Origin of the sequence: Mycobacteroides chelonae, assembly GCF_016767715.1 — a bacterium.
GTDB classification, from domain to species: Bacteria; Actinomycetota; Actinomycetes; order Mycobacteriales; family Mycobacteriaceae; genus Mycobacterium; species Mycobacterium gwanakae.
In genome coordinates this window covers 520,070-541,605 of record NZ_CP050145.1, presented here as the reverse complement: position 1 = coordinate 541,605, position 21,536 = coordinate 520,070, and the positions used below count along the sequence as shown (strand labels likewise).

The following is a 21,536-nucleotide window of genomic DNA, read 5'->3' as shown; positions in this document are numbered from 1 at the left end:
TGGCCTAGCCAGCCCGCCGTAGGTAGCGGACGTAGACTCGGGACCCGTGGTGAGTGCCCAAGATCTGCCTGTCGAACTGCGCCGGGCTCTTTCCGAAGTCGCCCGTACTCCTCGGCTGTTGGTGGCCTCCGACTACGACGGAACCATCGCTCCGCTGGTCAACAACCCCGATGACGCACGCCCACACCCCGAGTCGACCACGGCGTTGCGGGCGCTGGCGGGACTGCCGTCGACAACCTCGGCGCTGATCTCCGGGCGCGCACTGCGTGACCTGGCGACCCTGTCGCGGCTGCCCTCCGAGGTACATCTGGTCGGTAGCCACGGATCGGAGTTCGATGCCGGCTTCGTGCACGCCATCGACGGAGACGCCAAGGCGCTGTTGAAGACCATCGCCAACAAGTTGTCGGCCATCGCCGCCGAATACGCCGGGGTGGCTATCGAGCTGAAACCGGCGAGCGTCGCACTGCACGTGCGTAATGCCTCGAAAGAGGACGGCGATGCCGCGCTGTCCCAAGCACTTACCGTGGCCAACGGATGGGGCGCGCAGGTCACCGAGGGCAAAAAGGTTCTCGAATTCGCGGTTATACCCACCGACAAGGGACAGGCGCTCGACATCTTGCGCCATCAGGAAGGCGCGACCGCCGCGGTGTTCTTCGGCGACGACGTCACCGACGAGAAGGCCTTCAAGCGACTGCATGGCCCCGACGTGGGTGTCAAGGTGGGCGACGGAGAAACACTCGCCGAATACCGCATCCCGGACACCGAATCGGTGGGCACCGCACTGGCTTTCCTGCTTGAGGAACGTCGCACCTGGCTGCTCGGCGGTCACGCCACCCCCATCGAGCGTCTCACCATGCTCGCCAACTCACGCACGCTCGCGCTGGTGACCCCCACCGGTGACATCACCTGGATGTGTCACCCGGAACCCGACTCGGCGGCCGTCTTCGCCCACCTCCTCGGTGGGGATGAGGCCGGGCACTTCACCATTGGCCCCGCACGGTCAGCGCTGCCACTCGGCCAGAAGTACATCGACAGCACCATGACTGTTGAAACCCGTTGGGCCAGCCTGCAGGTCACCGACTACCTGGCGCACGACGAGATTCCCGGGCGTACCGATCTGATCAGGGTTGTCACCGGTGAGGCCGATGCGGTGGTCACGTTCGCCCCGCGCCCCGAGTTCGGTCAGACACCAGTGCAGCTGGTAGCCGACGAGGGCGGTCTGCGGGTGCTGGGCACCAACGACCCGATTGTGCTGCGCGCACCCGGCGTCACCTGGAGCATCTCCGCCGACGAACAGACCGCCACCGCGACGATCAGCCGCTCCAACCGGCCGATCGCTCTCGAATTACGCTGCGGTACCGAAGATTTAGGGCCTAACCCGGTCCCCGAACCTGAGCTGCGGCGCCGCGCTGAGTCGTATTGGCGCGACTGGGCGCAGACCCTGACACTCCCCGAGCGCAAGCCCGGACTGATGAAGCGCTCGGCGCTGACGCTGCGCGGCCTGGTGCACGCCGAATCCGGCGCGATCCTTGCGGCCGCCACCACGTCATTGCCGGAAGACATTGGCGGCATTCGCAACTGGGATTATCGGTACTGCTGGCTGCGCGACGCCTCGATGACCGCATCGGCCCTGGTGGCGTTGGGATCTCTAGGCGAGGCCGAGGGCCTGCTGGGCTGGCTGCACCGAGTACTGGAGCACCTGCCCGGCCCAGATCGCCTACACCCGCTGTACACCTTGTCTGGAACCGTGCTGCCGCCCGAGGCGGTGATCGACTCGCTGCCCGGATACGCGGGCTCACGCCCGGTCCGCGTCGGCAACGCCGCCAACTCACAAGTGCAGCTGGACGTCTTCGGTCCCGTGGTGGAACTGATCCACGATCTGACTCACGCCCGTAAGCGTCTCGGGCACGCCGAACCGCTGACCGATGCCGACTGGAACCTGGTATCCGACATGGTTCTTGCCGTCGAACGTCGGTGGTACGAACCCGACCACGGAATCTGGGAGATCCGCGGCAATCCGCGGCACCACGTCTACTCCAAGGTGATGTGCTGGGTGACCGTGGACCGTGCGGTGAAACTCGCCGAAGAGTTCCAGCGCGAGACTCCCGCGGGCTGGGCCGAACTACGTGACGAGATCGCCACCGAGGTCATCGACAAGGGGTGGAACGACTCGGTGAAGTCCTTCACCGCCGCCTATGACGGCACAGATCTGGATGCTGCCACCCTGTACATCGGACTATCCGGTCTGATCGAGCCCACCGACCCCCGGTTCACCGCGACAGTGATCGCCACTGAAGCCGAGTTGCGTAGTGGTGCAACGGTTTACCGATACCACCGCGATGACGGCCTGCCCGGTGGAGAGGGTGGCTTCCATCTGTGCGCCGCCTGGCTCGTGGAGGCCTACCTGCTCATCGGTGCGCGATCACAGGCCGAGCTGCTGTTCGACCAGTTAGTCAAGGCCACCGGCCCCACTGGCCTGTTGTCCGAGGAGTACGACCCGGTGGCCGAACGCTCGCTGGGCAATCACCCGCAGGCATACAGCCACATCGGGCTGCTGCGCTGCGCCGCCTTGCTGTCCTAACCGGCCATTTCGCCGCGCCACCGGAGGCGCGGGCATAGCGTTCAGCCATGAACCCCATGCAACGTCTCAGCTCCCTGGCGTCGCAGCAGTTTGACAAGGTCAACAAGGCCCTGACAACGCCGACCGGACAGCTCACACCACACGCCATCGCCAAGCTCGTCACACCGAGCCGAAGTCTGCGCTCGTCGGTCCGCAAGAAGATCGTCATGATCACCGGCGGCTCGTCCGGCATCGGCCAGGCCGCAGCGCTACAGATCGGCGAGGCCGGGGGAACGGTACTGCTCGTCGCCCGCTCCGAGGACAAGTTGCAGGATACCGCCGCGCAGGTTCGTGGTGTCGGCGGGACCGCCCACGTGTTCCCGTGCGACCTGTCCGATATGGATGCCATCGATCGGATGGTGAAAGACGTGCTTGCCGAGCACGGCAGGGTGGACATCCTCATCAACAACGCCGGTCGATCGATCCGGCGCTCGCTGGCCCTGTCCTACGACAGGCCACACGATTTCGAGCGCACCATGCAACTGAATTACTTTGCGCCCCTGCATCTCATCCTCGGCTTCATGCCGGGCATGCGTGAGCGCAAGTTCGGCCACGTCATCAACATCTCGTCCATCGGGGTGCAGACAAAGGTGCCACGATTCGGCGCGTACATCGCATCGAAGGCCGCGTTGGACACGGTCTCCGATGCGTTCCAGGCCGAGACGTCGGATGAGGGACTGCGTTTCACCACCATTCACATGCCCTTGGTGCGGACCCCGATGATCGCGCCGACGACGCTGTACCAGAAGTTCCCGGCCCTGACCCCGGACGAGGCGGGTGAGGTGATCGCCAAGGCGATCATCGAGCGGCCCCGGCGAGTGGCTTCGGCATTCGGACGGATCGCCTCGTTCGCAGATTCACTCACCCCGGAAATCATGGATGCGGTGCGCAATCAGGGGTACAAGATGTTCCCGGATTCCGATGCCGCCAAGGGGGTCAAGAACCTCAAGCCCGAAGAAGTTGACAGCGGACAGCAGATCTTCATCGACGCCACACCCGGGGTGCACTGGTGAGCCTGCCTAAGCCAGAGGCCGTCGGCCCCGTCGTCATCACCGGGGCGTCCTCGGGCATAGGCACCGAGCTGGCGTACGGGCTGGCCAAGCGCGGATACTCGTTGACGCTGGTAGCGCGCCGCAAGGACAGGATGGACAAGCTCGCCGACATCCTGACGGCACGCCACCACATCGAAGTCGGCGTGCAGGCACTGGACCTTGGCACCGAGTCCGGCCGCGCCGAGCTGCGCGAGTGGATTGCCGCCAATCGCATTGCGGGATTGTGCAATTCTGCGGGGTTCGGCACCAGCGGGGTCTTCCATGAGTTGCCGTTGGATCGCGAGTGTGAAGAGATCGAGGTCAACGTCATCACACTGGCCGAGCTGACCCATGCCGCGGTCGCAGGCATGGTTGATCGGGGGACCGGGGCCGTCCTGAACATCGCCTCGGTTGCCGCCTTCCAGCCGATTCCGTACATGGCGACCTACGCGGCGACCAAGGCCTACGTGCAGTCCTTCTCCGAGGCCGTGCACGAGGAGCTGCGGGGCACGGGCGTGTCCTGCACGGTGTTGTGTCCGGGACCGGTGCCCACGGAATGGGCGGAGATCGCGAGTGCGGAGCGGTTCAGCGTGCCGGGTGTACAGGTCTCTGCGAAGCACGTGGCCGCAGCGGCAATCAAGGGCATGCAGCAGGGCGCGCGCAGCGTGGTCCCGGGAGCGGTACCCCAGGCGATGACCGTGGCCGGGCGCTACACGCCACGATCACTGCTGCTACCGGCACTGCGTGTGGTCACCAAGCTCAGCGAACGCTGACACGTTTTGCACTCTCCCCGCCCATCCCCCATAATGAAAACCGTTTTCATTACTGGAGAGCTGGAGGTCTGCTGTGCACGCTCGCGTGACTGGGTTGGCTTTGGCGGTTACGACCGTAGGAACGCTCGCGCTCTCCGGCTGCGGCCAAGCCCCCCAACGGTCCAGCGAACCCACGGTGGTGGCCTCCACGGATGCCTGGGCCTCAGTGGCCCAGGCCGTCGCCGGTGACCACGCCAAGGTGAGCGCATTGGTCAGCGGCGCCAACACCGACCCGCATTCCTTCGAGGTAACGCCCGCGGCCGCGGCGCAGGTCCAGGACGCCACGCTGGTTGTGTACAACGGCGACGGCTACGACCCGTTCATCGACAAGCTGCTCAAGGACGGCCAGCCTCGGGTCAACGCCTACCAGCTTCTGCCCGCGGACTCCGCCGACAAGAATGAGCATGTGTTCTACAGCCTGAGCACCGCGAAAAAGGTGGCCGATCAGGTTGCGGACGAACTTGCCAAGGCAGACCCGGACGACGCCGATACCTACCGAGCGAATGCCAAAACATTTGGGCAGCAGCTTGACTCCATCTCAGATCTGCAGCACGGCATCGCCGAGAAGGACCATGGCAAGGGGATCCTCGCGACCGAGCCGGTGGCCAGCCACCTGGTCTCTCATTGCGAACTGGTTGACCGCACGCCCCACGACTTCGCCGAAGCCGCCGAGCAGGGCCAGGACCCCTCCCCCGCCGATGTCGCCACCGCGTTGGACCTGATCAACACCAAACAGGTTGCGGCACTGCTCTTCAACTCTCAAACGGCCGGACCGGTCACCAATCAGCTCAAGCAAGCCGCCGAATCTCATGGCGTTCCGGTGGTGACGGTGACCGAAACCCTGCCGGACGGCACCGACTACATCACCTGGCAGCGACGCACCACCGAACAGCTCGCGACCGCCCTGAGATAATGGCCGAATGAGTACCGCGACGCTGTGCAATGCATCGCTCAATCGCGGCGGACGCACCCTGTGGCAGGATCTGGATCTCACGGTCGAACCCGGTGAGTTCATCGCGGTATTGGGCCCCAACGGTTCCGGGAAGACCTCGCTGCTGCGCCTGCTGCTGGGGCAGGTGCCACTCACCCGAGGCACCATGAGTGTCACCGGCGAACTCGGGTACGTCCCCCAGCACCGGCTCGCCGACAACGCGCTGATTCTGCGCGCGGAGGATCTTGTCGGCCTCGGAATCGACGGGCATCGTTGGGGTTTGGCGGCGTTCAACGGCGCCCGCCGCGCGCGCCAGCGTGAGGCGATCAAACTCGCACTGGATCAGGTCGACGCGACCCACCTGGCCACCAAGGCAGTCTCGTCGCTGTCCGGAGGTGAGCTACAGCGGGTACGCATCGCGCAGGCACTGGCGGGCGATCCCGCGCTACTCCTCTGCGACGAGCCGCTGTTGAACCTGGATCCGGCTAGTGCACAACAGATTTGCGCCCTGATCGACAAACGGCGCAGGAGCGCACAGACGGCGGTGCTGTTCGTGACGCACGAGATCAATCCGATCGTGCCGTATGTCGACAGAATCCTGTACCTGGTGGACGGACGCTTCCAGATCGGCACCGTCGACGAGGTGATGACGACGGAGACGTTGTCACGGCTATACCGCGCGCAGATCGACGTGGTGAAGGTACGTGATCAGTACGTGGTGGTGGGCGAAAACCAGCAGCTCACGTCAGAGTGCGCCGAGCACGCCCATGAATAACTTCTTCAATCTCTCACTCACCGCCGATCTGCTCGGGCGCGACTTCGTGCAGCAGGCGATCCTCGCGGCCGCTCTGCTGGGATTGCTGGCCGGGCTCATCGGCCCCTTCGTGATCATGCGCCAGATGTCTTTCGCCGTCCACGGCTCCAGCGAGTTGTCACTGACCGGTGCCGCAGCAGCGCTGCTGGCCGGTGCCAATGTCGGAACCGGCGCACTCCTCGGAAGCGTGGTCGCGGCAATCCTTTTCGGGATCCTCGGGCAGCGCACCAAGGATCGCGACTCCTCAATCGGTGTCGTCATGGCCTTTGGGCTGGGGCTGGCAGTGCTTTTCATCCATCTGTACCCGGGACGCACCGGCACCAACTTCGCACTTCTGACCGGACAGATCGTCGGCGTCGGATACAGCGGGCTGCTGATGCTCGTCGTCGTGAGCCTCGTGGTGGGCGTGGTGCTGGCCGTCACCTACCGGCCGATGCTGTTCGCCACCGTCGACCCCGATGTGGCCGAGGCGCGCGGAGTGCCGGTTCGCACCTTGGGCATCGTGTTCGCGGCCCTCGTAGGCCTCACCGCGGCACAGGGTGTGCAGATCGTCGGCGCGCTACTGGTGATGTCGCTGCTCATCACACCCGCGGCGGCCGCCGCTCGCATCACCTCGTCCCCGGCGCGCGCCATCGGCCTGTCGATCCTCTTCGCCGAGATCGCCGCGGTCGGTGGCATCGTGTTGTCGTTGGCGCCAGGGGTGCCGATCTCGGTCTTTGTCACCATGATCGCGGTATCGATCTACCTGCTCTGCCGGGTCATCGGGCGATATCGGCAGGCCTGAGCGGGCTAGGCTCGCACGGTGACGCGCATCGACCTGAATGCCGACCTTGGTGAAGGATTCGGTGCCTGGCGCCTGGGCGACGATGAGGCGATGCTCGACGTGGTCACAAGCGCAAACCTCGCCTGTGGCTTCCATGCGGGCGATCCTGCGACATTGCATCGCACCTGCCGCGCCGCTGCCGCTCGGGGTATCCGCATCGGCGCGCAGGTCGGCTACCGTGATCTGGCGGGCTTTGGCCGCCGGTTCATCGATATCGCCGCAGACGACCTCTACGCCGACGTGGTGTACCAGATCGGCGCATTGGATGCGTTGGCCCGCACGGTCGGGTCGTCCGTGACCTATGTGAAACCGCATGGTGCGCTGTACAACACAATTGTTCATCATGAGGTGCAAGCGGACGCGGTTGCGCGCGCGGTACGCGACGTGAACCCCGCCTTTCCGGTGCTGACACTGCCGCACAGTGCGTTCGGGGACCGTGCGCGCGAATTAGGGTTGCGCGTGGTGACCGAGGCCTTCGCCGACCGGGCCTACCGAGAGGACGGCACCCTGGTACCGCGCGGCGAACCGGGGGCGGTGTTGCACGATCCCGCTGCGGTCGCGGCGCGCATTCCCGCCCTGAGCAAAACTGCCGAATCGATATGCGTACACGGCGATTCCCCGGACGCCGTGACAATCGCACGGACCGTGCGCGCGGCGCTGACAGCCAACGGAATCGAGCTGGCCCCGTTCGTTTAGCGGTGATAAGCCGGTGGCAGCGCCAAACCCTTCTCTGCCAACACCTTCCGCAGGATCGTCGGGTAGTCGCTGATTATCCCGTCGGCACCGGCGTCGATCTGCGCCTTCATGGTCTCGGCGTCGTTGATGGTCCACGGAATGACCTTGAGCCCCAAAGCGTGTGCCTTCTCGACGAACTTCTTGTCGGCGACCAGTGTGAAACCCGGATCACCCACCTTGCCTCCATAGGGCACGGTGTATCCCGGCGACAAGATGGTGGCACCTATCTGCTTGGCCCCGTCAATCGACTCCTTGACGACCGCGGGATCCACTCCACCGAGCCACGGCGAGCCCGGATACCAGGTGGTCTCGTCCCAGAGCGCGACAAGTGGGATACCCGGTTCGGCTCGCTTGGTCATCGGCAGCGTGCGCCAGTCGAAGCTCTGAATTTCGGCTTTGTCGACCTTGCCCGCCGCCCGAATAGCCCCGAGAATGACGTCGACAAACACCTGCGGTTCCGCCGATTTCTGAGGTTCAGCGGCCTCCACCTTCGTCTCGATGTTGTACCGCACATCGGCATGATAGGAATCCGCGAGGGCGAAAACCTCGGGTAGCAAAGCAATCCTGTCGTTCTTCACTACCTCTGCCTGTGGAAAATCCTTGAGCAGCTTGCCGCAGTCCAGGGTGCGCAACTGATCGGAAGTCAGGTCTTTCACCAGCTTTCCGACATAAGGGAACTGTGGGTCACCCGGTGTCACCGGGGCAGTATCTGAGCATTTCGCGGAATCGATCACCGGATCGTGCCAGACCATGGGTTTGTGGTCCTTGGAGATGACGATGTCGAGCTCGAGAGTGCTCACCCCGAGTTCAAGTGCTTTCGCGAAGGCGCGCAATGATTCTTCGGTGGTTTCACCGCGCCCGCCCCGGTGCGCCTGCAGATCAAAAGACGCCGCGTCCTTATTGCCACAGGACGTCAGTGCCAGGGTAACTGCGAGAACGGCAGCCAAGCGCTTCATGGCGATGAGGCTATGCCACTCGCACCGGGAAGGCACTCGCGTACACCAAACAGCCATCTTCCGTACACAGATGCCTTCGCGGCACGAAGCAATCAGCGCCGCTGGCGCGCGATCTCCGCGAGCACCACGCCGGCGGCCACCGACGCGTTCAACGATTCGACCGGCCCGGCCATGGGGATCGACACCACCGCGTCGCAGGTCTTACGGACCAGCTGGGACAGACCCTTGCCCTCTGATCCAACGACCACAGCGATATCGCCCGCGCCGTCGAGGTCATCGAGCTCGGTATCTCCGCCGGCGTCAAGTCCGACAATGGTGAGACCCTTGTCCTGCCAATCCTTGAGTGTGCGTGTCAGATTCGTGGCGCGCGCGACCGGAAGGCGCGCCGCCGCACCAGCGCTGGTTCGCCATGCAACAGCGGTGACCGATGCACTTCGCCGCTGCGGAATGACAACCCCGTGCCCCCCGAAGGCAGCCACGGAGCGCACGATGGCGCCCAGATTGCGCGGGTCCGAGATGTTGTCCAGTGCCACCAATAGTGCCGGCTGCGCCTCCGCACGCGCGCGGGCCAGCAGATCGTCGGGATGGGCGTATCGATACGGAGGGACCTGCAGGGCAAGCCCCTGGTGCAACCCGTTGGTGCTCATGCGGTCCAGGTCGGGCCGCGGCACTTCTAGGATCGCGATACCGGCATCGGCCGCCAGCGACACGGATTCGGTGAGTCGCTCGTCGTTGTCGGCGCCGACGGCGACATATAACGCCGTTGCCGGCACACCCGTGCGCAGGCATTCGAGCACCGGGTTGCGTCCCAGCACCATCTCGGACTCGTCGCCCTGCTTCAGCCGACGCTGCTTGGCATCGGTGATCTTCCGTTGCACAGCAGCACGTTTGGCAGCTGGATGCTTCGTCCGCTGTTCGGCCGGAGGTGTCGCGCCCTTGCCCTCCAGGCCCCGTCGGCGTACACCGCCGGAGCCGACAGTGGGGCCCTTCTTGGTGCCGGGCTTACGTACCGCGCCGCGGCGCTGGGAATTTCCTGCCATTGCTACTCTTCGTCACTACTCGTAAGGGACCACTGAGGGCCGTCTGCGGTATCGGTGATCTCCAGGCCCGCCCGCTTGAGCCGGTCCCGGATCTCGTCTGCGAGTGCCCAATCCTTCTCTGCCCGAGCGGTTCCCCGCCGCTCTAGCTCGGCCGTCACCAGCACGTCGACGGCATTCAGTGCGGCGGACGTCTCGTCACGCGTCTCCCAGCGCTCGTTGAGCGGGTCACATCCGAGAATCGACATCATGGCGCGGACGCTCGACGCCGCCGATAGCGCGCCCTCGTGGTCACCGGCATCCAGTGCCCGGTTTCCGTCCGCGCGCGTGGAATGCACCTCTGCCAACGCGATCGGCACCGACAGGTCGTCATCCAGAGCCGCTGCGAAGCCAGGAGTCCAGGTACCAACCGGGACGTCGCCGACCCGGATCCGCACCCGGTGCAGGAAGTCTTCGATACCGCAGTAGGCCTTGACCGCGTCCGCGAGCGCGGTCTCGGAGTATTCGAGCATGGAGCGGTAGTGCGCGCTACCGAGGTAGTAGCGCAGCTCGACAGCCCGGACTCGTTGCAGCACAGCCGGAATGGACAACACATTGCCCAACGACTTGCTCATCTTCTCGCCACCCATGGTGACCCAGCCGTTGTGCAGCCAGTAGCGTGCGAATCCGTCGCCGGCAGCACGGCTCTGCGCAATCTCGTTCTCGTGATGCGGGAAGATCAGATCCATGCCGCCCGCGTGAATATCGAACTCCGGGCCCAGGTATGACTCGCACATCGCCACGCACTCGGTGTGCCAGCCCGGTCGTCCGGGTCCCCACGGAGTGGGCCACGACGGCTCACCGGGTTTGGCGCCCTTCCACAGGGTGAAGTCCCGCGGGTCACGCTTGCCGGTCGCGACACCCTCGCCCTGGTGCACGTCGTCGATCTTGTGTCCGGACAGTTGCCCGTACTCCGGATAGCTCAGCACGTCGAAGTAGACGTCGCCGCCGCTGGCGTAGGCGTGCCCGGTGTCGATGAGTCGCTCGATCAGCTCGACCATCTGGGTGATATGGCCCGTCGCCCGTGGGGACACCGAAGGAGGCAGCACTCCGAGCGCGTCGTAGGCCTGGTCGAAAGCGCGCTCATAGGTGGCCGCCCACTCCCACCATGGCCGGCCGGCATCGGCCGCCTTGTTCAGGATCTTGTCGTCGATATCGGTGACATTGCGAACGAACAGGACGTCATAGGCGCGGGCGGTGAGCCAGCGACGCAGCACATCGAACGCGACGCCGCTGCGGACGTGCCCAATATGGGGCAGACCCTGCACAGTTGCCCCGCACAGGTAGATGGAGACGGACCCGGGCTGCAAAGGCACGAAGTCACGCACGGCACCCACACGGGTGTCGTACAGCCGAAGCGGAGCGTGACCGGTCACGACCAGCGAGCTTACAGCGCTGTGACGAGCGCCGTTGCCACCGCGGCCAAGCCCTCGCCGCGTCCGGTCAGACCCAGCCCGTCGGTTGTAGTCGCCGAAACCGAAACCGGTGCTCCGAGGAGGCCCGACAGTAGCTCCTGGGCCTCGGCCCGGCGCGGCCCGATCTTCGGGCGATTCCCGATGACCTGAACTGCGGCGTTACCGATCTGGAAACCGCTGTCGTGCAGCAGCTCCCGCACGTGGGTCAGCATCTTCGCCCCGCTGACACCCGACCATTCGGGCTGGCCGGTTCCGAACACCGCACCCACATCGCCCAGTCCGGCCGCCGAAAGCAGCGCATCGCACAGCGCGTGGGCGGCGACGTCACCGTCCGAATGTCCCTCGCAGCCATCCGCATCGGGGAACAAAAGCCCCAGCAACCAGCATTGCTTGCCCGCCTCTATTGGGTGTACATCGGTGCCGATGCCCACCCGGGGCAATGCGCTCATTGAGCTACCTCCCTGCTCAGAATCGCCTCCGCCAGCGTCATGTCCAGCGCCGTGGTGATCTTGAAGGCCAGCCGGTCACCGTCCACGACGTGCACGCTCTCACCCATCTGCTCAACGAGTGCGGCATCATCGGTGGCGACATCCCCCGCGGCCGCGTACGCGCGCCTCAGCAGGTCTGCGGCGAACCCCTGCGGTGTCTGCACGGCGCGCAGGCCGGCCCGATCGGGTGTGCCGCTCACATCGCCGGCCGCATTGACCGATTTGATGGTGTCCGCGACGGCTATCGCCGGGATAACCGCGCGACGGCCGCCTTTCAGCTCCGCGACGATGCGGGCGATCATGTCCGGAGGGGTCAACGGACGCGCTGCATCGTGAACAAGAATCCAGTCGGCCGCATTCACCGCTGCCAGCCCGGCGCGTACGGAATCGGTGCGTTCTGCGCCGCCCGGCACAAGTGTGGCCGTCGGGCCCAGCAGGGCCGCAGCCTTTTTCAGCTGCTCGGCGCCGACTACGACGACTACCTCGTCGATGGCCCCGGAAGACAACAGACCATCGACACAACGTTCGAGCATTGTCCGGCCACCAACAGTGACGAAGGCTTTCGGAATGTCTGCACCCAGCCGCACACCGAGACCGGCGGCCGGGACAATCGCCGCCGTCCTACGAGGCAGCTGCGAGCACCTCGTCGAGAATGGTGTCGGCCTTGGCAGCGTTGGTGTTCTCGGCAAGCGCCAGCTCACCGACCAAGATCTGACGAGCCTTGGCCAGCATGCGCTTCTCGCCCGCGGACAGGCCACGCTCCTGCTCGCGGCGCCACAGGTCACGCACAACCTCGGCGACCTTCTTCACGTCGCCGGAAGCCAGCTTTTCCTGGTTGGCCTTGAATCGACGGGACCAGTTGGTCGGCTCTTCGGTGTGCGGCGCACGCAACACCTGGAAGACCGTGTCCAGACCCTCGCGGCCCACCACGTCACGGACGCCGACGTACTCGGCATTCTCTGCAGGCACACGAACAGTCAAATCGCCCTGGGCAACCTTCAGGACGAGATACTCTTTCTGCTCGCCTTTGATGGTTCGGGTCTCGATCGCTTCGATCAGCGCTGCACCGTGATGTGGATAGACAACGGTGTCTCCGACCTTAAATATCATCTTGTTTCGTGCCCCTTTCGATACCCAATTCTATCACGGGGTATCTCGACGTGTGCACCAACGGTGCAGGTCAGGGGCACTGCAGGTGAACCCTCGGGGTTGACATGGTGACGTTTTCGTGCATCCAGCGCCCCTCAGCGGCGGCGTCCGCCGACCCATAAACCAGCCCTCACAAGCGGTAATCCAGGTCACATCGGTTCCCCGATGCCAGCCTGGGACACCGGATCCGGACGGATCTGGACGGTCTTCACGCGAGTGACTCATCCCGGGTGCCCCGCCGTTTTCGTCGTCGCCAGGCACCTACTACTGTCTATAGGACATATCGGCCGCAGGTGGATTTCGGACTATCCGGAGCCGCTTTCGAATCAGGGAGATGCCTGTGTTTCGCACTCGGTCCCATCGCAGCACCGCTCGCGTGACGACACTTCTTGGCGCCGCGGTTCTCGCGACTGCCCTCACCGGCTGCGGCTCGGGGCAGATCTCGCAGACAGCGAACCAGTCCTCGGCGATCAACGGCGGTAGTGCCAACCTCGGCAAGCTGGCGTTGCGCAACATCCACCTCGTCGGCACCCCGGACCCGGTGAAGCAGCGTGCCGGGCAGAAAGCCGAGCTGGTTCTGGTCATCACGAATGAATCAGCGGATGTCAACGACAAGCTCACCGCAGTTTCCTCTCCGGACGACATCGGCAAGGTGACCCTGAGCGGCGACAGCGAGATCCCGGCGACCGGCCGCCTGTTCGTCGGGGCCGCCGAAGGCCAGGAGCCCGCATCCGAGGCCAAGGGACCCGAGGCCGCCGGCGCAGAAGGCAGCAACGGGGAGCACGGTGCCACCGTCTCCACCGAGCCCGGAGCCGCCACGACGGAGGTCAAGGCACCAGAGCCCAAGCCGCAGGCCGCCTCTGACCCGACGATCAAGCACGGCAAGGCTCAGCTACAACTGACGAAGGATCTGGCCGACGGCCTCACGTACCGATTCACCTTCACCTTCGAGAAGGCCGGAGAGGTCACCGTCGCGGTGCCCATCGACGCCGGTCCGAGTGCACCTCGCCAGCACACCGCCAATGAGGAAGGCCACGAGGGCGGCGGACACTAACACAGTCGCACAGCGAGGGCCCGGAACGGCGATCTGCCGTCTCGGGCCCTCGCTTTTTTCGTGTTAGCTTGCGCCCATGCAACGGCTCTTCACCTGCATGGCGGCGGTGGCCACGATGGGCGCGGTGCTGACCGCTCCTGCCGCACACGCGGCGCCCAAAACGGTGACGTACCGAGTCTGGGCGGAATACGGCCCACTGGTCGCGGCAACCATCGGCTACAACGATGCCGACGGCGGCCGCCGCGGTGCCATGAATCCGCAGTTGCCGTGGGGCAAGGACATCACCTGGACAGATGACACCAAGCACCCCCTGATCAATGTCACCGGGTACAACACCGGGGACGGTCCGCGCATCTTCTGCCAGATCCTCATCGACGGCCAGGTGGTCGACGAGGATGATCGCGTGGAGCTGGCCACCTGCAGCTACGCCACCGACGGCGTGCCCCGCGAGCATTGCCAGCGCGGAAACTCAGGCTCCATCGTGGGCATCTTGAGCAAGGTGCCCGGCGACCCATGCAGCCGCGATCAGTGACGCCCGCCGTGTGACGAATCGGCCCATTGCCCGCGGCCGTCGTGATAACTTCCGGCCCAAAGCCTGAACCGGGAGGACATCGTGAAGCGAACCCTGGCAGCGGTAACCGCGGCAACCGCAGTCGTTGGCCTGGCCCTCCCCGGGACCGCGCAGGCTGCGCCCCCCAAGGTGACCTACCTGGTGTGGGCGGCCGGCAAGGCACCCGAGGCCGGCACCATCAGCTACGGCGGCTACAACGGAACGCCTCAGTCCGTCAGCGACGTCAAGCTGCCATGGTCGGTGACGGTGGCCTGGCCGTACCAGGACACTGTCAAGCAGGTGACGGCGATCTGGGGCTCGGGGCACATCTATTGCCGGATTCTGGTGGACGGGCAGACCGTCTTGTCCAACGACGGCGAGAAGACCGTGAATTGTCAGGACCGCATCGTCCCACTGCCGCCTGACTAAGCACGTCCCACCGAAGGCTTCAATTCCGCACTGGCACTTCGTCTCCGCCCCCACAAGCCAGCCGTTGGGAGGCCGGCTTGTGGCAATGCTCAGGCAGCGGCCCGAAACTGGCGCCTCACCATCCGCACAGGGAAGGTGATGATGTCTGCAACCGTTGCAATCGGCGACTTCTGGAAGAAGTTGTCCGGGAACGAAAGCTTGAACACCTTCTTGTAGACACTTCCCAGCTGCTTCGCCATCGAAGCCTCGTGGTACGCGATGCCGTACTTCTCGCATATCGCACGGACCTCCACCGCAATCTCCGCATAGCGGTACGCGGGGAGGTCGGGGAACAGGTGGTGCTCGATCTGATAGCTCAGGTTGCCCGACAGGATGTCGATGCCCTTCCAACCGGTGAAGTTGGCCGAGCCGAGGATCTGGCGGTAGTACCAAGCGGCATGGCTCTCGTCCTCGGTCTCTTCGATCGAGAACGTCTGAACCTCTTCAGGGAAGTGGCCGCACCAGATCACCGACGATGCCCACAGGTTGCGGACCAGGTTGGCCGCCATGTTTCCGAGGAAGGTGAACGGCGCGCCCGGACCCGAGAGCAGCGGGAAGATGACGTAGTCCTTGAGCGCCTGCTTGCCAGCCTTCGCGCGGAACCTAGCAAGTCCTTCTTTCATGTCGGACCACGACTTCTCACCCTTGAAGAACTTCTCCGACTCGAGCTCCTGGAGCGCGGTCCCCCACTGGAAGAAGATCTGCAGGGTGGCACAGAAGACGGGGTTGAGCAGCCAGATCGGGTGCCACGGCTGCTCCTCGGTCATGCGCATGACGCCGTAACCCTCGGCGTCGTGGTCTTTGCCGACGATGTTGGTGAAGGTGTGGTGCACGTAGTTGTGCGTGTACAGCCAGCTGTCGGCGTGGATGGTGTTGTCCCAGTCGAAGTTCTTGGACGTGAGAGCCGGGTCCTGCATCCAGTCGTACTGGCCATGCATGACGTTGTGCCCGATCTCCATGTTGTCGATGATCTTGGAGAGGGAAAGCGCTACGACTCCTCCCAACCAAGCCGGCGGGAACCAGCCGGCCCACAGCAGCGCGCGGCCGGCGACTTCAAGCTTCTTCTGCTTGCTCACGATGTCGCGGATGTAGTTGGCATCCTTTTCGCCGAGGTCGGCGACGATGCGGGCACGCAGGGCGTCCATTTCCTTGCCGAACTCTTCGATCTGCTCGGAAGGCAGTTTCTTGAGATCATTCGGCCTGGCCGGGGGTGCGTACGTGGTCGGCTTCTTCTGGTTCTTCTGCTTGTTGGCAGGTGCGAAAGTAGTCATTTCGTGTCTCCTTCGGGGCTGTGGTGGAGGCTGGCTCGGCGTTGCTCAGAGGGCGATGACGACATCGCCAACGGGTTTGTTGATGCAGAGCTTGACGTTGGTGTCAGGGTCGCTGCAGAGGTCGCCGTTGAGAACGTTCTGCGTTGTTCCGCTGTCCTTCTTGCGAACACACGTGAAGCAGATGCCGATGCGGCAGCCGTACTCCGGAGTCAGGCCCGCGGCCTCAGCCTGCTCGAGGATCGTCTGGCCGTTGTTGGCGACAGCCAAGTTCGACTCGGAGAAGGTGAGGTCGCCTTCGGCATCGTCGGTGCTGACGGTCCGAATCGGGGCGGCGAACTGCTCGAGGTGGAGCTTGTGCGCGAGACCCTCGGCATCGAAGATCTCACGGACCGCGTTCATCAGCGGCATCGGGCCGCACAGGTATGTTTCGGCTTCTGCGTAGTGGCGGTCAGCGGCGAGCAGGTGCTCCTTGCAGAAGTAGCCCTCGAGGTCTCCGTCCGACGCTTCGGTATACGCACGGACAATCCTGACGCCTTCGTACTTGGCCTTGATCTCATCGATTTCCGCCTGGTAGATCACGTCGTCCTTGGTGAACGCGTAGTGCAGGAAGGTGATCTTCCCGATGTACGCCTTATCGGTGAGTGTGCGCAGCATCGACATCACCGGCGTGATTCCCGAACCACCGCTGATGAACAGGATGCTTCGCGGATGCGGCAGCGGCAGGCAGAACTCGCCTTGCGCGGCCGAGATCTGTACGACCAAGCCTGGCTTGGCGTTGGCCAGCAGCCAGGGCGAAACAAGGCCGTTCGGGTCTACTTTGACGGTGAGCTCGATCTGGCCGTCACGACGGAACTGCGAGTTCGCCGGCGAGTAGCAACGGGTGCGGCGGACACCGTCGATCTCAACCGAGAGCTTGACGAACTGTCCGGCCCGGAAGCCCTTCCAGTTGGCATTGGGACGCAAGGTCAAGGTGACGCTGTCCTTGGTCTTCCGGACGACGTCGGTCACCTCTGCGCGGGTCTCGGTCGTGGACCACAGCGGGTCGATCATTTCGAAGTAGCGGTCCACACCATGCGGAGTTGTAGCGGCCTTGACGAACGAAGAGGTCAGTATCCGACGCGCAAGCCGAGAAGAGGTCAAGGTCTGAACATTGAGAGACATGCTCGACTCCATTTCGGTTAACGTTTGTATACTGAATACAGTACGGCAGGGCGCCTTAAGCCACAACCTATGCGCCGTGGCGCTCCCAACACTGAACTATTACCGCAGTTCATAACACCTATCGATCGGGGCAATCAGTGCACTTGCCGGGCAATGGTTTGCCGCGATCAAGTCATGCAATCCCCTTGAAACAAGTGCACATTTGTGTGTGAATACGCTGTGACAACAGGAAGCGCACCCGGGAAATCACTCGCCCCGGCCCGCATCCCCGGATTTGTCACACCCGACGGCTAACGTCGCGGTGTGGCCAAACCCCGCGCGCAGTTCAGGTGTTCTGAATGCCAGCACACCACCGCCAAATGGGTGGGCCGCTGCCCCGATTGCGGCACCTGGGGCAGCGTGAGTGAAACCGCCGTGCTGTCCTCCATCGGCGGACTCGGCGCGGTGCGCGCCGTCGCTCCGGCCTCGGCAGCGGTACCCATCACCAGCATCCCCACCGACACCACCAAGCACCAGCCCACCGGTGTCTCCGAGCTCGACAGGGTGCTGGGTGGCGGCGTCATCCCCGGCTCGGTGAATCTCCTCGCCGGTGAGCCGGGCGTCGGCAAATCGACGCTGCTGCTGAAGGTCGTCCACCAATGGGCGGCCTCTGGCGGACGTGCGCTCTACATCAGCGGCGAGGAGTCGGCGGCCCAGGTTCGGCTTCGGGCCGAACGCACCGGATGCGCGCACGACGAGGTGTATCTGGCCTCCGAATCCGATCTACACAGCGTGCTGGGGCATATCGAGGCGGTCAAACCCACACTGGCAATTATCGATTCGGTGCAGACCATGTCCACCACCGATGCCGACGGCGTGACCGGTGGTGTTACCCAGGTGCGAGCGGTGACGACGGCGTTGACCATGGCGGCGAAGTCTTCGGGGGTGGCGATGGTGCTGGTCGGCCATGTCACCAAGGACGGTGCGATCGCTGGGCCGCGATCTCTGGAACACCTGGTCGACGTGGTGTTGCACTTCGAGGGCGACAAGCACACGGCGTTGCGCATGGTCCGTGGAGTCAAGAACCGATTTGGCGCCGCCGATGAGGTCGGATGTTTTCAGTTGCGCGACAGAGGGATCGAATGTGTATCCGATCCTTCCGGGTTGTTCTTGGAACATCGCGAGAAGGCCGCTCCCGGAACGGCGGTGACGGTCACCCTCGACGGTAAGCGCCCCCTGCTCGGCGAGGTTCAGTCTCTCGTAACCACTTCCACCAACCCGTCACCGCGGCGCGCGGTGAGCGGACTCGATCATGCACGTTCGGCGATGGTCACCGCCGTACTGGAACGCCACGGACGAATCCCCTTGGGCAATAACGATATTTACATGGCAACGGTGGGCGGCATGCGCATGACCGACCCGTCGTCGGATTTGGCCATCCTGATGGCGGTGGCCTCGGCGTACACCGACATCGCATTGCCGGCCAACATGGTGTTCATCGGTGAGGTGGGGCTGGCGGGTGATATCCGGCGCACCGCTGCCGTGGGTAAGCGCATCGCCGAGGCCGCGCGGCTCGGCTACACCCATGCGGTCATTCCGCCCGAGGGGGACGACCTGCATCCGGCCGGTATGCACCTGCTGCGCTGCCCCACGGTCGGCAGGGCCCTTGAAGTGCTCTCCGAGGCACGCCGGATCGAGCCGGAAAAGCGCCCGAGTCTACGCCTGGCACAACAATCTACGGACTGATGCCGAGCGTCCGCGAGGCTCCTTCACCGTAGTGCGCATCCGGGTCGATGATCACGAAGATCCCCTGTGAACTAGCCACCAGCTCACCGTCGATTCGCGCACTGGCCGTCGTGTACAGCTTGCGTCCGGCCCTGCCCTCCACCGCAGCGGCCAGGTCTACCATTGCCCCAACGGGAATGGGCCTGCGGTAGTCGATCTCCAAATGCGCAGTGACAGCGATCAACTGCGTCACGATGCCCAGCACGCCCTGCAACTCATCAAAGATCGCCGCCATCACACCGCCGTGGATGACGCCGGGTCCGCCCTCTAGCTCCGGGAGAACCTCGAACTGGCCGGTGACGCCGGCGCCGTCAGCGGCGAAGAACCGCGTGCCCCACAGGTCCTCCTCGGCCCCCGGGTAACTGAACCTGCGGGGCCAGCCCGGGTTCAGCGCTGCTCCCGGAGCGGGGGCTTCCGGGCCGCGGCTAACCGGCTCTAGCCCCTCGGGCAACGTCCACGTCGACATGACCACGTAATCTAACTGCGGCGAACCGAGCCTGGAGAGGGAGGGGCGCGATGGACAACGCGGAAGCCAACGCAAGAATGCGGGAGACCCTGGCCAGGTTGGCGCCGGGCACACCCCTGCGCGACGGGCTGGAACGCATTCTTCGTGGTCGCACCGGGGCGCTGATTGTCCTGGGCTACGACGACAAGGTCGAGAGCATCTGCGACGGCGGTTTCTCACTCGATGTCGCTTTCGCCCCGACCCGACTTCGCGAGCTGTCCAAAATGGACGGTGCCGTGGTGCTGTCCACGGACGGATCGCGCATCGTTCGCGCCAACGTGCAGCTGGTCCCCGACCCGTCCATCCCGACCGAAGAGTCCGGTACCCGGCACCGGTCCGCAGAGCGAACAGCCATCCAGACGGATTATCCCGTTGTCTCGGTGAGCCATTCAATGAACATCGTGAGCGTGTACACCGCCGGCATCCGGCACGTGGTCATGGATTCGGCGACCGTCATGTCCCGGGTCAACCAGGCGGTATCCACCCTCGAGCGCTACAAGACACGACTGGACGAGGTGACCTCGTCGTTGTCCACCGCGGAGATCGAGGACTTCGTGACCCTGCGCGACGTCATGACCGTGGCGCAGCGGCTGGAACTGGTGCGCCGGATCAGCCAGGACATCGAACTCGATGTCATCGAGCTCGGCACCGACGGACGTCAGCTCAAACTGCAGATCGGCGAGCTCGTCGGCGATAACGACACCGAACGCGAACTACTGGTGCGGGATTATCACGCCAACCCCGAGCCACCGACTCAGGCGCAGATCGCGTCGACACTAGAAGATCTGGACGCGCTCTCGGATACCGATCTGTTGGACCTGACGGTGCTGTCGCGCACATTCGGATACCCATCGACCGTCGAAGCCCAGGACACCGCGATGAGTTCCCGCGGTTACCGGGCCATGACGCACATCCCCCGACTGCAGTTCGCACATATCGACAGGCTGGTCAGGGCCTTCGGGTCGCTACAGGGACTCCTGGCCGCCAGCGCGACCGATCTACAGTCGGTGGAGGGAATCGGGGCCATGTGGGCCCGGCACATCCGTGAAGGACTGTCCCGTCTGGCCGAATCGACTCTTACCGAACAAACCGGTTAGGCCGGTGGTGCTGCCGGCGGCGGTGCATCGGCAGGCTTCTCACCGATGATGAAGGGCACTGGCGCGCTGCGCAGATCTCCGAGCTGAACCACCAGCGAGTAGGTCCCCGGGCCGATGGCCGGGCGAGGCAGCGGGCAGTTGGGCGCGGAACCCATTCCGGTCCAGGTGACCTCGGTGGTCACCTGTTCGCCTGGGTTGAAGGTCTTGATGGAGTTCTCTTGCGACGGAGCGCAATCCAGGTTGGCCCAGATCCGCTTGTTGTCCACACTGAACACCGAAGCGGCCAGCACAGCGGCACCCACATCTCGTTTGCACTGCACCAGGCCGATATTGGTGACCACCATGGTGAACTTGGGCTGCTCGCCGGCCAGATAGCTGGGCTTGTCGGTGGAGGCCTTCACCGCGAGCGTCGCGTCGGGGCAGTCATCGCCGGCGTTCAACGCCACTGGCGGCACCAATTCGGGCTTGGCGATGGGCGGTCCGTCGTGGACCGGCGCATCCACGGGCTTGTCGGTCGGCTTCTGGATCTCGTTGGGCGGCAGAATGACCGGCTTACCGGCGGGTGCCGTCGCTTCAGCAGGCTGATCCGCGGCCTTGGTGTCGGCTCCTGCACTGCCACCGACCAGCGCGAAGATCACCGCGGCGACGATGGCGACAACAACCACCGCCACACCGATCGCGAGGGCGCGGCGCCGCCAATAGATCTCCGAAGGCAGCGGGCCTGAGGGGTGCATGTCAATCACGATTCAACGGTAAGCGCAGGTCACTATAGGATGGCCGACCTCGCTCGGCGTGTCGGCGAGCTACACAGACTTC

The 21,536-nt window shown here is 64.4% G+C and carries 22 protein-coding genes; 12 read left to right on the top strand and 10 right to left on the bottom strand.

Annotated elements, in window-relative coordinates; translation table 11 throughout:
- Positions 1–49: 49 nt before the first annotated feature.
- The 7 genes from otsB (at position 50) to HBA99_RS02670 (ending at position 7,727) form a co-directional block, all read left to right on the top strand.
- Positions 50–2,581, top strand: a complete 2,532-nt coding sequence (gene otsB, locus HBA99_RS02700) for a trehalose-phosphatase (RefSeq protein ID WP_070952352.1) — start codon at positions 50–52, stop codon at positions 2,579–2,581.
- Positions 2,582–2,628: 47 nt separating this feature from the next.
- Complete coding sequence (locus tag HBA99_RS02695; RefSeq protein ID WP_070923463.1) at positions 2,629–3,633, top strand: SDR family NAD(P)-dependent oxidoreductase; 1,005 nt, start codon at positions 2,629–2,631, stop codon at positions 3,631–3,633.
- Positions 3,630–4,424: an SDR family NAD(P)-dependent oxidoreductase gene (locus tag HBA99_RS02690; RefSeq protein ID WP_070951610.1), complete on the top strand. Its 795-nt coding sequence runs from the start codon at positions 3,630–3,632 to the stop codon at positions 4,422–4,424. The genes HBA99_RS02695 and HBA99_RS02690 overlap by 4 nt, the downstream gene beginning before the upstream one ends.
- Positions 4,425–4,497: 73 nt before the next feature.
- The gene (locus HBA99_RS02685) at positions 4,498–5,376 is read left to right on the top strand and encodes a metal ABC transporter solute-binding protein, Zn/Mn family (protein WP_057967117.1); all 879 of its coding nucleotides are present in this window, start codon (positions 4,498–4,500) and stop codon (positions 5,374–5,376) included.
- A gap of 7 nt (positions 5,377–5,383) precedes the next feature.
- The gene (locus tag HBA99_RS02680) at positions 5,384–6,169 is read left to right on the top strand and encodes a metal ABC transporter ATP-binding protein (RefSeq protein WP_057965272.1); all 786 of its coding nucleotides are present in this window, start codon (positions 5,384–5,386) and stop codon (positions 6,167–6,169) included.
- Positions 6,162–6,992 carry a metal ABC transporter permease gene (locus HBA99_RS02675; protein WP_199253000.1) on the top strand — a complete coding sequence of 277 codons (831 nt, stop codon included), beginning with the start codon at positions 6,162–6,164 and terminating at the stop codon, positions 6,990–6,992. Before HBA99_RS02680 ends, HBA99_RS02675 begins: the two co-directional genes overlap by 8 nt.
- An 18-nt stretch (positions 6,993–7,010) precedes the next feature.
- A complete protein-coding gene (locus HBA99_RS02670) occupies positions 7,011–7,727 on the top strand; it encodes a LamB/YcsF family protein (RefSeq protein WP_070923465.1) in 717 nt (238 codons plus the stop codon).
- On the opposite strand, the gene HBA99_RS02665 is transcribed toward HBA99_RS02670, so the two are convergent.
- The 6 genes from HBA99_RS02665 to HBA99_RS02640 all read right to left on the bottom strand — a co-directional run bounded on the left by HBA99_RS02665 (position 7,724) and on the right by HBA99_RS02640 (position 12,811).
- Positions 7,724–8,722 (bottom strand): glycerophosphodiester phosphodiesterase family protein, encoded by a 999-nt coding sequence (locus HBA99_RS02665; protein ID WP_070923466.1) that lies wholly within the window; start codon positions 8,720–8,722, stop codon positions 7,724–7,726. The two genes, HBA99_RS02670 and HBA99_RS02665, sit on opposite strands and share 4 nt — an antisense overlap.
- Before the next feature lie 92 nt (positions 8,723–8,814).
- The gene (gene rlmB, locus HBA99_RS02660) at positions 8,815–9,762 is read right to left on the bottom strand and encodes a 23S rRNA (guanosine(2251)-2'-O)-methyltransferase RlmB (RefSeq protein WP_030095785.1); all 948 of its coding nucleotides are present in this window, start codon (positions 9,760–9,762) and stop codon (positions 8,815–8,817) included.
- Between the two features lie 2 nt (positions 9,763–9,764).
- Positions 9,765–11,174 carry a cysteine--tRNA ligase gene (gene cysS, locus HBA99_RS02655; protein ID WP_030095786.1) on the bottom strand — a complete coding sequence of 470 codons (1,410 nt, stop codon included), beginning with the start codon at positions 11,172–11,174 and terminating at the stop codon, positions 9,765–9,767.
- Between the two features lie 11 nt (positions 11,175–11,185).
- Positions 11,186–11,662 carry a 2-C-methyl-D-erythritol 2,4-cyclodiphosphate synthase gene (gene ispF / locus HBA99_RS02650; RefSeq protein WP_030095787.1) on the bottom strand — a complete coding sequence of 159 codons (477 nt, stop codon included), beginning with the start codon at positions 11,660–11,662 and terminating at the stop codon, positions 11,186–11,188.
- Positions 11,659–12,333, bottom strand: coding sequence for a 2-C-methyl-D-erythritol 4-phosphate cytidylyltransferase (gene ispD, locus HBA99_RS02645; RefSeq protein ID WP_165614628.1), 675 nt, complete (start codon positions 12,331–12,333; stop codon positions 11,659–11,661). Before ispD ends, ispF begins: the two co-directional genes overlap by 4 nt.
- Positions 12,323–12,811: a CarD family transcriptional regulator gene (locus tag HBA99_RS02640; RefSeq protein ID WP_005064991.1), complete on the bottom strand. Its 489-nt coding sequence runs from the start codon at positions 12,809–12,811 to the stop codon at positions 12,323–12,325. Before HBA99_RS02640 ends, ispD begins: the two co-directional genes overlap by 11 nt.
- Positions 12,812–13,190: 379 nt before the next feature.
- On the opposite strand from HBA99_RS02640, the gene HBA99_RS02635 reads away from it, so the two are divergent.
- The 3 genes from HBA99_RS02635 (at position 13,191) to HBA99_RS02625 (ending at position 14,883) form a co-directional block, all read left to right on the top strand.
- The gene (locus HBA99_RS02635; RefSeq protein WP_030095789.1) at positions 13,191–13,904 is read left to right on the top strand and encodes a copper chaperone PCu(A)C domain-containing protein; all 714 of its coding nucleotides are present in this window, start codon (positions 13,191–13,193) and stop codon (positions 13,902–13,904) included.
- A gap of 76 nt (positions 13,905–13,980) precedes the next feature.
- The gene (locus HBA99_RS02630; RefSeq protein WP_070951611.1) at positions 13,981–14,436 is read left to right on the top strand and encodes an MmpS family transport accessory protein; all 456 of its coding nucleotides are present in this window, start codon (positions 13,981–13,983) and stop codon (positions 14,434–14,436) included.
- An 81-nt stretch (positions 14,437–14,517) separates the two neighbouring features.
- Positions 14,518–14,883, top strand: coding sequence for an MmpS family transport accessory protein (locus HBA99_RS02625; protein ID WP_030095791.1), 366 nt, complete (start codon positions 14,518–14,520; stop codon positions 14,881–14,883).
- 89 nt (positions 14,884–14,972) lie between these two features.
- Here HBA99_RS02625 and HBA99_RS02620 read toward each other — a convergent pair whose 3' ends face one another.
- Together HBA99_RS02620 and HBA99_RS02615 are read right to left on the bottom strand one after the other, a co-directional pair.
- Positions 14,973–16,067 carry a fatty acid desaturase family protein gene (locus HBA99_RS02620; protein ID WP_234798097.1) on the bottom strand — a complete coding sequence of 365 codons (1,095 nt, stop codon included), beginning with the start codon at positions 16,065–16,067 and terminating at the stop codon, positions 14,973–14,975.
- A gap of 171 nt (positions 16,068–16,238) precedes the next feature.
- Complete coding sequence (locus HBA99_RS02615) at positions 16,239–17,354, bottom strand: ferredoxin reductase (RefSeq protein ID WP_070950248.1); 1,116 nt, start codon at positions 17,352–17,354, stop codon at positions 16,239–16,241.
- 303 nt (positions 17,355–17,657) lie between these two features.
- On the opposite strand from HBA99_RS02615, the gene radA reads away from it, so the two are divergent.
- A complete protein-coding gene (gene radA / locus HBA99_RS02610) occupies positions 17,658–19,079 on the top strand; it encodes a DNA repair protein RadA (protein WP_057967916.1) in 1,422 nt (473 codons plus the stop codon).
- Here the strand turns inward: radA and HBA99_RS02605 are convergent.
- Positions 19,069–19,584, bottom strand: coding sequence for a PaaI family thioesterase (locus tag HBA99_RS02605; RefSeq protein ID WP_109492773.1), 516 nt, complete (start codon positions 19,582–19,584; stop codon positions 19,069–19,071). The genes radA and HBA99_RS02605 overlap by 11 nt on opposite strands.
- Before the next feature lie 50 nt (positions 19,585–19,634).
- Between HBA99_RS02605 and disA the strand changes: the two genes are divergently transcribed.
- Entirely contained in the window at positions 19,635–20,720 is a 1,086-nt protein-coding gene (disA, locus tag HBA99_RS02600) for a DNA integrity scanning diadenylate cyclase DisA (RefSeq protein WP_044104838.1), read from the top strand.
- Here disA and HBA99_RS02595 read toward each other — a convergent pair.
- Entirely contained in the window at positions 20,717–21,460 is a 744-nt protein-coding gene (locus HBA99_RS02595) for a hypothetical protein (RefSeq protein ID WP_030095797.1), read from the bottom strand. The two genes, disA and HBA99_RS02595, sit on opposite strands and share 4 nt — an antisense overlap.
- Positions 21,461–21,536 lie beyond the last annotated feature (76 nt).